Below are 13,024 nucleotides of genomic sequence, written 5' to 3'. Positions count from 1 at the left end.
TAGCGATATGATTTATTTAACAGGATCATTTTTTTATTTTAAATTGATTGAAAAGTAAATAATAAAAATAAATTCGGATTTAGCTCAGAACTATAGATAGGTAAATAGGCCAACCTGACTTAATATTTCCTAGCGATCGCTTTTACTTTATGTGACCAGCCTAATTTTTTAAAGCATACAAGATATTTGGATAAGAGGCGGAATAGCCAAAATTCTACTCAAAAAGTGACACAAGATCTTTAGCTTGAATAAAGAGCGTCGTTTCTACAAAGCATTTTAAATGTTTGCACGTCTTTAAATTTATAAGCTCGATCTGCTTTTTCAGAATACGGTCGCTTGGTATTTTCTTTGAGATTTCTAAGTTGAATTCAATCAATTTAGGTCGTTCTTACAATGTTAAAGATGGTACAAGTTTTAGATTTATTCTGGCCTTTTTTATAGGGGCTGTTGGCAGAGATTATTAGAATAGGGTATAGGTACGAAAAGTTTTTGTGCATTTTTACTGTGTAGCAAAACTATTACTCTTAGCTATATATTATTATTAAAATTTTTGAATAAATTAGTTCTTTTGGACGATTTAAGTTCATTCAATTTTGTTATCAAATATTCATTCAAAATACTAAAAATTATTATATGCAAGGATGAATCAAATGAAATTAAATTTACTCTCAATCATGTTGGTTGGATCTGGTCTATTACTAAGTGCTTGTAATGGCAATGGAAACAGTAATAATTCATCCACAGGTTCAAATGATGGAAAACCCAATGTAGAAAAGCCTGGTGAAGTCATCTCACCTGATAAAGGTAAGCCAGGTGAAGTCATCCCACCTGATAAAGGTAAGCCAGGTGAAGTCATCCCACCTGATGAAGGTAAGCCAGGTGAAGTTATCCCACCTGATAAAGGTAAGCCAGGTGAAGTCATCCCGCCTGATGAAGGCAAGCCCGGTGAAGTAATTCCACCAGATAAAGGCAAGCCTGGTGATGAAAAACCTGTTGAAGAAAAGCCGAATGTAGATATCAACAACATTGAAAATCCAGTGGTGGGTACACCAGTAGAATATATGACCACAACAGAAAATCCACAAAATGTAGCCGAGAGTGTGGTGATGACTTATAAAATGAAAGGCATCAAAGGAACAGAAACTCAGGCAACCGCATTGGTCTTTACCCCTAAAACTGCACCGCCAGTTGGTGGCTGGCCAATCGTGGCTTGGGGACATGGTACAACGGGTGTTATCGACCAATGTGCACCAAGTAAAAGTAAAGCAATGTTACGTTTGGATACAGGTGCTTTTAATATGATCGATAGCTTTGCTCAAGAAGGCTATGTTGTGGTCGCACCCGATTACGAAGGTTTGGGTGAGCCGAGCGGTCAAGAAATGCATCCGTATTTGCATTTAAAAAGTGCAGCCTATTCAATTACCGATGCTGTGGTGGCAACCAAAAACTGGTTAGGCAATAAAACGTCGAACAAGTGGGCCGTTACTGGCGTCTCACAAGGGGGGCATGCCGCATTAGGTGCAGCAGAATATGCGGCGCGTGCCAATATGGACTATAAGGGTGCCGTCGCTTTTGCCCCAGCAAATAATTTAGAAATGATTGAAAACCTAACAGAAACGGATTTGGCGAGTAAGACTAGAGTCGAGCAAATGGTCGGCTATCCAGTGCTAGATGCTATAACCTCCTTGATGGCAGCGGGGATGAAAAGTCTTTATCCAAACGAGTCTGTTTATACTAGCTTATTCAACACACCGTATGATACCCCCGCTGCACGAGCAGAAGAACGTTGTCTTCCCGGGTTAGTGTTGGCTTTTACTGACCGGACAAATAGGACTGAAAGGCCATTAGAAAGCCCTATCGTCAACTTTTCACGGCGTAAAAAAGCGGAGTATAAAAATAATCCGATTGTGAGGCAATTTCTAGATAAGGATTCACAACCACTGCAAACGCTAGTGAAAACGCCGATTATTATTTATCAAGGGGGGGCGGATAAAATCGTATACCCACAGGCAACCGATGCCTTGATGGAAAAGGCACGTGCTTTAAACACCAAAATTGATTATCGAACTGACCCAGTTTGGAATCACATAAATGTACATGCGACTAATGTTCAAAATGGAAACTTGTTAAAAGATATAAAAGCCTTACTTGCTGATTAATTTTTGGAGTGTGTTTTAGTTCTAACAAGTAGGTTTGTTTTTTCGGTTCTTTTAAAACCATGGATCAATAAAAAATCCCCCTATTATGAAAAATAGGGAGATTTTTTATATTACTTTGCAGTATGTTGAAATTTTAACAAACAATATTTGAGCATCTTTGTTTTGATTGAGTCATTGATTATTTCTATTGTTTAGCTATTATCTGGACTGTTTTTTAATATATTTTGGCTAAAAAACCTAAACATTAATCATCTTGAATTGATTGAAACTTAAACCATATGATGGTTGTTGATATGAATTTATTTAAAATAAAATAATAAAAAGTATATTTGCGTCACCTCCCTAATTCACAGTATTTGCAGAATATATGCGTTATATAACACTTGGGGTAAATAATAAATAAATATAGGATTTTATGAATACAACAGTATTTTAGTGAATATAGTAATAATATCTTGATTTTAAAAATAATTTGAAATTTTTAAATGTTAAATTCCACTTGCTTAAATATAATTTCTCGCATAATTATAATGAAGCGTAGCTTAAAAAATTGCATAATGTGATGTAAGCAAAAAAATAAACATTCATTATGCCTGTGGCTGACGCTTCGTTAATTAGGGTTAGCAAATTGAATTTGTTGGCACTGAAGTCATAAAAATTATTATATGCAAGGATGAATCAAATGAAATTAAATTTACTCTCAATCATGTTGGTAGGATCTGGTCTATTGCTGAGTGCCTGTGGTGGCAATGGAAACAGTAATAATTCATCCACTGGTTCAAATGATGAAAAACCTATTGTAGAAAAGCCAGGTGAAGTCATCCCACCTGGTGAAGAAAAGCCTGGTGAAGAAAAACATGGTGAAGAAAAACCGGGAGAAGAAAAGCCTGGTGAAGAAAAACCGGGAGAAGAAAAGCCTGGTGAAGAAAAACCGGGAGAAGAAAAGCCTGGTGAAGAAAAACCACCTGAAGAAAAGCCAAATGTAGATGTCAACAACATTGAAAATCCAGTGGTGGGTACACCAAGCGCATATCAGAGCGCAGCAGAAAATCCACCAAATGCAGCAGACAGTGTGGTGATGACTTATAAAATGAAAGGCATCAAAGGAACAGAAACTCAGGCAACCGCATTGGTCTTTACCCCTAAAACTGCACCGCCAGCTGGCGGCTGGCCAATCGTGGCTTGGGGACATGGCACAACAGGTGTTATTGACCAATGTGCACCGAGTCGAATGAAATTAATCACCACTACCATTCTGGGCGAAGATCGATCTACTCATGAAATGATCGATAGCTTGGTTAAAGAAGGCTATGTGGTAGTTGCTCCCGATTATGAAGGTTTGGGTGAGCCAGGTGGTCAGGAAATGCATCCGTTTTTGCATTTAAAGAGTGCAGCCTATTCAATTACCGATGCTGTGGTGGCAACTAAAAGCTGGTTAGGCAATAAAGTATCTAACAAATGGGTTGTTGCTGGAGCCTCGCAAGGGGGGCATGCCGCATTGGGTGCAGCAGAATATGCGGCGCGTGCCAATATGGACTATAAGGGTGCTATTGCTTTGGCGCCAGCAAATAATTTAGAAATGATTGAAGACATAACAGAAAAGGATTTGGCGGATAAAACTAGAGTTAACCAAATTATCGGTTATACGACCTTAGATGCTTTAACCTCCTATATGGCTGCGGGGATGAAAAGTCTTTATCCGAACGAGCCTGTTTACACCAATATATTTAACAGCCCCTATGACATTCCTGCTGCACGAGCAGAAGAACGTTGTATTGTAGGGTTAATAACGGCTTTTAATGGCCGAATAACAATTCAACAGCCATTTGGTCGTCTAATCAACTTTTCACGGCGTAAAAAAGAGGATTACAAAAATAATCCGATTGTAAGGCAATTTCTAGATAAGGATTCACAACCACTGCAAACGCAAGTGAAAACCCCGATTATTATTTATCAAGGGGGAGCAGATACTATCGTATACCCACAAGCAACCGATGCTTTAGTGGAGAAGGCACGTTCTTTAAACACTAAAATTGATTATCGAACTGACCCTGCTTGGAATCACATCAATATATATGCGACTAATGTTCAAAATGGAAACTTGTTAAAAGATATAAAAGCCTTACTTGCTGATTAATTTTTGGAGTGTTCAATACTTATTCTAGCAATAAAAAATGCCCTTATTACTGGTTGATAAGGGCATTTTTGTGACCTATGTTTAAATCTCATAAAAAAGATTGTTAGAAAAATGATTATTTGATCTTGCTATTTATACTTCGCATGATTGTTCAATATTTTTTGTAGAAGTGAACGGTTATCGTTGCGATAAGACATAAGTTAGAAATAAAATGAGAGTCAAAATAAGCTGTAGCTTGGGAAAAGATTTTATTAATTATTATATTATTGATTTTAAATATAAAAAACTTTAATACTTAAAAATTTAAATTTTGATATTGGTATCAAAGGCTAAAAAATGCTGTTGCTTTGCTTTCGATTTTGGAAGAAGACGCACATTTTAATCTATTGAATAATGTTTAAAAAATAATAAGAAAAAAACTTGTATAACAGATTTTTTTGACGTATTTATGAAAGAATTATACGTGCTCAGCCGTATATATAACTTTAAAAAAATTGTGCTTTAAGGAATAAGTCACATGAAAAAAAATGCATTATCAATTTTAATTCTAAGTTCAGGTTTGGTTTTATCCGGGTGTAATAACGGTGGTAGTGGGGGAAATTCGTATGAATCACCTTCAAATACGGATCTAAACACTATCGCAAACCCTGTTGTTGGCACACCTATAGCATACACCAAGACAGATTTTTCTACGGTGGCAGCAGATAGTGTAGTGATGACCTATAAAATGAAAGGGGTGAAGGGAACTGAAGTACAAGCAACCTCATTGGTATTTACTCCTAAAACTGCACCACCAGCTTCAGGTTGGCCTATCGTGGTTTGGGCACATGGTACAACTGGTGTCGCTGATATATGTGCACCAAGCCGTAACGCAATGAATGTTTATATTAAAGGAATGATTTCTAAATTCCTTGCAGAAGGCTATGTGGTTGTTGCACCCGATTATGAAGGTTTAGGCGAACCGAGTGGAACTGAACTCCATCCATTCTTAAATGTAAAAAGTGAAGGTTACTCGATTACAGATGCGGTGGTCGCAACACGTAACTGGTTAGGTAATAAAGTATCGAAAAAATGGGTCACTGTTGGGCATTCTCAAGGCGGTCAAGCAGCTTTAGGTGCTGCACAATATGCTGATCGTGCCAATTTAGATTATAAAGGTACAGTTGCAGTCGCGCCTGCTTCACAATTGAGTTTAATTTTAAATGCGGGGCAATTATCAGTTGCAGATGCACCACCAGCACAACAAATTCCAGTCTATGCATCATTGGATACATTTACAGCGTTGATTGCAGCGGGTTTACGTAATTCAAACCCAACTTTAGACTATAGCCAAGTATTCAAAGTGCCAACCGATGCAATCGCAAAAAATGCTGAATCCGTTTGTTATGATACACTTGGTCAACAGTTTGGCGTGGCAATGGGGCAATATGCGGCTGTGAATGGCTCATTGAAAAATTATCCAAGAACAACCGATACCTTTATGTCTTTGCCAGCCGTTAAAACTTTCCTAGAGAAAGACTCACAACCGTTGCAAGTGCTCGTCAAAACACCAGTGATTATTTATCAGGGTGGTGCAGATACTACTGTACCGAAAGTGGCAACAGATACCTTATATGGTACGGCGAAAGCACTGACGACGCAGGTGAATTACATTACCAATCCTACTTGGGATCATAGTACGGCTTATGCCTTGAATATCGACAATATTGTGGCTGATGTAAAAGGAATGTTTGCAGCACAATAACGATTTTAAATTGTAGATTTGAGCAAATGGCTTATGTTTTCAACATGAGCCATTTTTATTTAAAACGGAGCAAACTTCATTCTGTTTAATTACAAACTTCATGCTACAATACGCGCAATCTTAGCACGGCTTAAAAGCCCTAATTCATAGGACCTCGCTAATGTTCGCCAATATCTCTATTTCTGAATTTGATCCAGAAATTGCTCAAGCAATCACTCAAGAAGATGCCCGTCAAGAAGCTCATATTGAGTTAATCGCATCTGAAAACTATTGCTCACCAGCTGTTATGGAAGCACAAGGGTCAAAACTCACTAACAAATATGCGGAAGGTTACCCTGGCAAGCGCTATTATGGCGGTTGTGAATATGTTGATGTGATCGAACAATTGGCGATCGATCGTGCTAAAGCATTATTTGGTGCTGACTATGCAAATGTTCAACCACATGCAGGTTCTCAAGCAAACTCAGCAGTTTATCTTGCTTTACTTAACCCAGGTGATACTGTTTTAGGCATGAGCTTGGCGCATGGTGGTCATTTGACTCATGGTGCTAAAGTCAACTTCTCTGGTAAATCATATAATGCTGTTCAATATGGTTTAAATGTAGAAACTGGTGAAATTGATTACGAAGAAGTTGAGCGTTTAGCTGTAGAGCATAAACCACGTATGATCGTTGCGGGTTTCTCTGCATATAGCCAAATTGTAGATTGGCAACGTTTCCGTGAAATTGCGGATAAAGTTGGCGCTTACTTATTTGTAGATATGGCTCACGTTGCTGGTTTAGTTGCTGCTGGTGTATACCCAAGTCCAGTGCAAATTGCTGATGTAACAACCACAACTACGCATAAAACTTTGCGTGGTCCACGTTCTGGTTTAATCCTTGCAAAAGCAAACGAAGAAATTGAGAAAAAACTTCAGTCTGCTGTATTCCCGGGTAACCAAGGCGGTCCATTGGTTCATGCGATCGCAGCAAAAGCAATTTGCTTTAAAGAAGCAATGATGCCTGAATACAAAGAATATCAAAAACAAGTGGTTGTAAATGCTAAAGCGATGGCTGAAGTATTGATTTCACGTGGTTATGATGTTGTATCTGGTGGTACAGAAAACCATTTATTCTTGTTGTCTTTAATTAAGCAAGATGTGACAGGTAAAGATGCTGATGCTTGGTTAGGCGCTGCTCATATTACGGTCAACAAAAATGCGGTACCAAATGATCCACGTTCTCCGTTTGTCACTTCTGGTATCCGTATCGGTACGCCAGCAGTAACAACACGTGGTTTTGGTGAAGCTGAAGTTCGCGACTTGGCAGGTTGGATTGCGGATATCCTCGATGCAAAAGGTGATGAAGCTGTTATCAATGCGGTTAAAGCGAAAGTTGAAACAGTCTGTGCAAAATTCCCCGTTTATGCTAAATAAGCATTAACTTGAGAAGGCCTCCTCTCAAGGGGGCTTTTTTTATGGTTGTTCCATAAGTTGAAAAGCTTAAACATTGCAGAAAATATCTGTTATAAAAGAAGTAGATTATTGGAGTTTATTGATACTTCGTTTCACGTTTCCGACATACAGGTTGCATGCTGAAATTTACGGCTTGTGGCTTAATTCATTTATGAAATGTCAACAGACCCATTATAAACATCGCTGCTATACCCAAATGATGTGAAAGATCGAAGGAATTAGGCACATGGCTAGTAAACCAAATATTATTATTTCAGAACAAGATTTACATCGCTTAGAAACGATGTTGGAACATCAGTCGAAGTTGACTGTGACAATGCAGCATTTAGAAGAGGAATTGGCACGAGCAGATGTGGTTGCACCTCAAGATATGCCTCCCAATGTCGTGACGATGAATGCAAAGGTTTTAATCACCATAGCACCTTCTACAGAAGCAACCGAAATTACCTTGGTCTATCCGCATGATTTTCGTGGAGAGGCAGGGCAGGTCAATGTGGTTGCACCTGTAGGTACCGCAATTCTTGGCTTGGCTGAAGGACAGGAAATCGAATGGCCGCAGCCTGATGGTCATTTGATGAAAGTTAAAATTGAAAAAATATTATATCAGCCTGAAAGAGAAGGCGATTATCTCTAATACTTATCAAAATTAACCGCATTTAGCTGATTAAAATAAAAGCCCAGTCATGACTGGGCTAAATTTTGTATAAAAACTTCAAGTTAAAACCCTGAAGTTCTTCCTTTGCTTGGATATTTAAATTGATGCTGAATATCTAATTTATAAATCTGCTTTGGATTTAAATCAATTTGCCATTGATTGATATTGGGTTGCCCATTCCATTGTGTTGCAGTCGGTGGGATATTATAGGTCGATTGTGTGCTGAGTTTACCGTTCTGGCTTTGTGGTTCAGCTTCAAAAATTGTGACTTGAATTGGGTAGCTATGTAAGTTTTGCACTGAATATTGCTGTTTTCGGATGGTTTCAGATTGAGTACCTTTGACTGGATTTTTCTTGTCGGTTAAATCAGTCACTTTAACTTGAATTTGATCATCTGTACCAAAGCTCATTTGAAGTGCTTCATCTGCACTATTGCTCCAAGCTCTTTGTCCAATATAGTCGCCATCACGGTAGAGTTTTACTGTTCCAGAAGGCCAGTTTTGATCAAGCTTTGAAATTTCAGCATTAATTGTCGCTTGAGTACTTTGCTTAGGAATTGCCCAAACTGAAAGTTTTGCGGCATATTGTTCAGTGCTTAAAGGTAAAAAGATTTGCTGTTGGCTGCTGGGAATGGAGGCTTTGGTTTCTGAACGGAATTCAGTGCTAAAATTTAAATCAGCCGCTTGAAATTGTGGAAATTGAGGCGGGGCTTTTTTGGCCTTAGCTGTCGACTTTTCATCATAACTCATTTCAGCTAAAGCCATTGGTGCTGGTGCAACGGGATAAATTGGTCGTACAGGTTCTGGTTCATAATAGTTGACCCACCATTGTTGTGGCTGCACTTGTTGAACGTAGTTTTGCGGTGTTGCTGTGGACAATGCCAATTTAACATTGTTCCAGTCTTCACCAGTTTTTTGTGCAATCATTGCCATACGGGTGAGTTTAATTTGCTTGGTTTGGGTGTTTAATTCGGCTTTATATATCGGTTGCCAACGTGCATAAGGCACCATATAGCTAATTTTAATTTCACCACGTTGCGGGGCATTGACATAAAACTTAAGTGTGCGCTGGTTAAACTCGCTGTCGCCAATGGCATTTAAGTCTTGTTCAAGTTCTTGTAAGCGTTGTTGTAACTTTTCTTTTTCTGCCTTGGCTTGATCAATGGCAATAAAAGCCTCATAGGCTTGTTTGCGTACTTTTGGCGCAGAGCCTTTAATGGCATTTTCTAAAAACTTATTTTGTAATTCAGCCGCTTGAATAATTGAGTTTTGTTCAGAAATTTTCTTTTTAATATCCTCTATATTATTGCGCAATTGAGAAGACTCATTTCCAGCAGGTTTATCCAGTGCGCTATCTGTATGAGAAACCGCATTGACTTCAATATTACTACTTTGATATTGCAGTTGATCGATATTGAAGTTTGCCGCAAGACCATTCAAGGTAACGAGTTGTTCTCCTGCTTGTACAGGGATGGTTCGTTCAATTTTTGCTAGTGTAGGATACAGTGTGACTTGTTGAATCGGTGAATTGGATAAGTTAAGTGCAAAGCTATATGTTGAAGGAATGCATAAAATGCTGAGTTGTAGTGCTGTTTTTATATTCATTATGCGAGGCCCTAAAATACCTGAGATCAGTGTTAATATTTAAAATGTAGCAGAAAGTGATACAAATCAAAATAGTGATTAAAACAGAAAACCAGTTGGTGCGAAGTTGATGAAATAAAGTTATCTTAATTTTCACTTGAATCTCGCGTTTACCTGTTTTTATTTTTGATGGATTGTTCATTCAATTTTAGGATTTAGCAGATCAATTTAAACAAAACAAAAAATTTCAGTTACACTAAGTCATCCAAAATTTGAAGGGCTGAACATTGAAACAATCATGCACAATACGGGATAAGACGTTTCCTCCTGAATTAAAAACATGGTTGTATGCACAAGGTTCACTGACTCAGCAGTTGACTGATATCGCGGGTGGTGTTTTTAAAGTTCAACCGATTCAAGAGCATTATCAAAGAATGAGTGTGCTGGATAGTCAATGGATGCTGATGCCACAGCAACATACCTCATGGGTACGTGAAAGTTACTTATTTGGTTGCGATGCACAGCCATGGGTAAAAGCAAAAAGTATTTTTCCCATTCTCAGTATCCATGGCAAAGCACGTTTGTTTAAGCATATTCGAACCAAGCCGATCGGAAAGTTCTTATTTCAACGCACCAATCCGTTGTGTGAACGGCGTGTTTTAAAATTAGCAGAAGGTTGGACACGTCAAAGTTGTTATACTTGGCATGGTTGTAAATTTATTGTTCAAGAAACTTTTTTACCTGCTTTTGAGCAATTTTTACAACAACAGCATATTTCAAAATAGAGTATTGAAGGACTGTCATGTCGATCGCGCAACACACCACTTGGCAACAACGCTTAGAAGCTTATTATTATCTGTGTCGTTTTGATAAACCAGTTGGGACAGAATTGGTTTTGTGGCCGACCATGTGGGCATTATGGATTGCTGCAGAAGGTATCCCCGATATTGTGACACTGGTTGCAATGGTCTTGGGGACAATTTTTATGCGCGCAGCTGGTTGTGCGATCAATGATTTTGCTGATCGTAAAGTGGATGCACATGTGGAACGAACTAAAAATCGTCCACTGGCTACTGGGGTGATCTCAGCCAAAGAAGCAGTCTGGGTGTTTATTGGTTTGGTGGCCGCCAGCGCATGTACTTTATTTTTCTTACCGATCGCAACTTTTTACTGCGCGCTTGCTGGATTAGTCCTCGCCTTTATTTATCCCTTTATGAAGCGTTACACCCATTTACCACAAGTGGTCTTAGGGATGGCATTTTCTTGGGGAATCCCTATGTCATTTACCGCAATGGGGAAACCTTTAGATTGGACCTGTTGGTTGCTTTATTTTGGCAATTTAGCATGGACGGTGGCGTATGATACCCAGTATGCAATTACAGATCGTGAATATGATTTAAAAATTGGCGTGAAATCAACTGCCATTCTTTTTGGAAAATACGATATTCAGATCATCTCTTTATTGCAATTGACCAGTGTATTGTTGATTGGTACAGCATTGTATTTAGAAAATATATTGATTCCATTTGGCTTGATTGCCTTGTTATTGGTTGTTGCGGATTTTATTTATCAATGGACAAAAACCAAAGCGCGCGATCCACAACTATGCTTTTGGGCATTTAGACATAACCGTTGGGTTGGTTTAATCATTTTTGTTGGTATTTTTATTGCATTATTTTGATTTTAAATTATTAAAATAAACCACTTTTGAAATTTCATCTGTATTTATAATATTACAAAATATTGATGAAATTTCACGAGATAAAGAAAAATAATAATTTATAAATGTGAGATATTCCTCTGTTTTATTAAAAAATATTGTAGCAAGACGCATTTATTTATGCTTAATTAAGGGTGAACACGGAGCTGTTCAAACAATAAAAAAATTGAGGAATTTGTAATGAAAGCAGTATTCAAACAGACCCTATTGGCAATGACTTGCGGTTCAGTATTATTCTTAACTGCATGTAATGATGATGATAACAAGGATAACTGGGGTTCAAATAAAGATTATGTGTCTGAAAGTACCTATAATTTAGGTCGCATGCCTGAGGCTGAATCAATCAAAGTCATGACCTATAATATGCCCTATGTACTTGGAGGAACTAAGAAAGCTACAGCTATGGTTTTTGTTCCAAAAACCAAGAGACCTACTGATGGTTGGAAGGTGGTGGTTTGGGAGCATGGTACTGTAGGTGTGGGTGATGGTTGCGCACCGAGTAGAAATGAAATTAGTGATCGATTTATACCGATGGCACAGAGCCTATTAAAAGAAGGCTATGTGATTCTCGCCCCTGATTATGAAGGCTTGGGCACACCAGGTATGCATCCATATTTAAATTTAAAGAGCGAAGCAAACTCAGCAATTTATGCAGTGAAAGCATATAAAGAGCGTTATGGTAATAAAATCAATGGTCAATGGATGTCGGTCGGGCAATCTCAGGGCGGACAAGCGTCTTTAGGTACGGCAGAGTTTTCCAATAATGATGCCAACTATAAAGGTGCTGTGGCAGGCGCACCAGCCTCAAGTTTGGGGGAAATTATTGCTGATGTTGCACCGAAAGCGATTCAAGGTATTCTTCAAGATGAGCAAACAGGGAAAAAACCAGTAGGTACTGCAGCTGGAGTTTATGCTACGTTATTGACCTATACATCTTTTGCTGTTGTTGGTGTGACTGCTTATGAGCCTAAGTTTAATTATCGAGATGTGTTTAAAGAGCGTTCAAAAAGTATTGTTGCAGAGGCTGAAGGTTCAACGGGGGAGAACGGTTTATGCTTTGTTGATTTGCAGAAAAAATTTGTCGATGATATTAATGACTATACTGCTAAAAATGCGGGTAAAACCGTTTTAGATTATCCAGGCTTAATTGATAATTTCCAAGAGAATCCGACCTTGAAAAAATTCTTGGCAGATAATCAACCTGCAACGAAAAGAATTAATACACCTGTGATGATTATTCAGGGAACTGCTGATACCTCTGTGCCTTATACGGTTACAGATAAATTACAACAGGGCCTAAAAGCAATGGGAACAGATGTCACATTCTTAGCTGTGAAAGATGCAACGCATACTGGAGCAATTATGGAGAAGAATGCTGAACTGGTTGATTTTATTAAAAAACATATGCCGACTACGAAATAATTGTTTTTAGAAAATTATCAAATTATTGGGTTTTCTTGGTGGTTAAATAGGGAATAGCAATTTATAGAAAAAGCAGGGTTTCCATCGAAACTCTGCTTTTTTTATATTGATATATGCTTATTTATACGCTTTTATAGAAGATTTGATTGGC

The 13,024-nt window shown here is 38.2% G+C and carries 9 protein-coding genes; 8 read left to right on the top strand and 1 reads right to left on the bottom strand.

Features of this window, described 5'->3' with window-relative positions; genetic code table 11:
• Positions 1–650: 650 nt before the first annotated feature.
• The 5 genes from PYV58_RS15015 (at position 651) to rnk (ending at position 8,127) form a co-directional block, all read left to right on the top strand.
• Complete coding sequence (locus PYV58_RS15015; RefSeq protein WP_275059560.1) at positions 651–2,159, top strand: alpha/beta hydrolase; 1,509 nt, start codon at positions 651–653, stop codon at positions 2,157–2,159.
• 682 nt (positions 2,160–2,841) lie between these two features.
• Positions 2,842–4,296 carry an alpha/beta hydrolase gene (locus tag PYV58_RS15010; RefSeq protein WP_275059559.1) on the top strand — a complete coding sequence of 485 codons (1,455 nt, stop codon included), beginning with the start codon at positions 2,842–2,844 and terminating at the stop codon, positions 4,294–4,296.
• Between the two features lie 517 nt (positions 4,297–4,813).
• Positions 4,814–6,040, top strand: coding sequence for an alpha/beta fold hydrolase (locus PYV58_RS15005; protein WP_034612276.1), 1,227 nt, complete (start codon positions 4,814–4,816; stop codon positions 6,038–6,040).
• 160 nt (positions 6,041–6,200) lie between these two features.
• Entirely contained in the window at positions 6,201–7,454 is a 1,254-nt protein-coding gene (glyA, locus tag PYV58_RS15000; RefSeq protein ID WP_004820090.1) for a serine hydroxymethyltransferase, read from the top strand.
• Positions 7,455–7,719: 265 nt separating this feature from the next.
• Complete coding sequence (gene rnk / locus PYV58_RS14995; RefSeq protein ID WP_004820092.1) at positions 7,720–8,127, top strand: nucleoside diphosphate kinase regulator; 408 nt, start codon at positions 7,720–7,722, stop codon at positions 8,125–8,127.
• Positions 8,128–8,210: 83 nt separating this feature from the next.
• Here rnk and PYV58_RS14990 read toward each other — a convergent pair whose 3' ends face one another.
• Entirely contained in the window at positions 8,211–9,752 is a 1,542-nt protein-coding gene (locus PYV58_RS14990) for a DUF4139 domain-containing protein (protein WP_034612272.1), read from the bottom strand.
• A 266-nt stretch (positions 9,753–10,018) separates the two neighbouring features.
• Here PYV58_RS14990 and PYV58_RS14985 point away from each other — a divergent pair, with 266 nt between their 5' ends.
• From PYV58_RS14985 to PYV58_RS14975, 3 genes are all read left to right on the top strand, one after another.
• Complete coding sequence (locus PYV58_RS14985) at positions 10,019–10,516, top strand: chorismate lyase (protein ID WP_051670999.1); 498 nt, start codon at positions 10,019–10,021, stop codon at positions 10,514–10,516.
• A gap of 17 nt (positions 10,517–10,533) precedes the next feature.
• Positions 10,534–11,412: a 4-hydroxybenzoate octaprenyltransferase gene (gene ubiA, locus PYV58_RS14980; RefSeq protein ID WP_034612270.1), complete on the top strand. Its 879-nt coding sequence runs from the start codon at positions 10,534–10,536 to the stop codon at positions 11,410–11,412.
• 219 nt (positions 11,413–11,631) lie between these two features.
• Entirely contained in the window at positions 11,632–12,873 is a 1,242-nt protein-coding gene (locus tag PYV58_RS14975; RefSeq protein WP_034612268.1) for a lipase family protein, read from the top strand.
• Positions 12,874–13,024: the final 151 nt, after the last annotated feature.

The organism is Acinetobacter sp. TAC-1 (genome assembly GCF_029025845.1).
Taxonomy (GTDB): Bacteria; Pseudomonadota; Gammaproteobacteria; order Pseudomonadales; family Moraxellaceae; genus Acinetobacter; species Acinetobacter guillouiae.
This window is presented reverse-complemented; position numbering and strand designations above follow the sequence as displayed.

Excerpts from the sequence above, each read along its gene's own strand:
- PYV58_RS15015 (WP_275059560.1), top strand. The coding sequence starts at position 651 with ATGAAATTAAATTTACTCTCAATCATGTTGGTTGGATCTGGTCTATTA.
- PYV58_RS15010 (WP_275059559.1), top strand. The coding sequence starts at position 2,842 with ATGAAATTAAATTTACTCTCAATCATGTTGGTAGGATCTGGTCTATTG.
- PYV58_RS15005 (WP_034612276.1), top strand. The coding sequence starts at position 4,814 with ATGAAAAAAAATGCATTATCAATTTTAATTCTAAGTTCAGGTTTGGTT.
- glyA (WP_004820090.1), top strand. The coding sequence starts at position 6,201 with ATGTTCGCCAATATCTCTATTTCTGAATTTGATCCAGAAATTGCTCAA.
- rnk (WP_004820092.1), top strand. The coding sequence starts at position 7,720 with ATGGCTAGTAAACCAAATATTATTATTTCAGAACAAGATTTACATCGC.
- PYV58_RS14990 (WP_034612272.1), bottom strand. The coding sequence starts at position 9,752 with ATGAATATAAAAACAGCACTACAACTCAGCATTTTATGCATTCCTTCA.
- ubiA (WP_034612270.1), top strand. The coding sequence starts at position 10,534 with ATGTCGATCGCGCAACACACCACTTGGCAACAACGCTTAGAAGCTTAT.
- PYV58_RS14975 (WP_034612268.1), top strand. The coding sequence starts at position 11,632 with ATGAAAGCAGTATTCAAACAGACCCTATTGGCAATGACTTGCGGTTCA.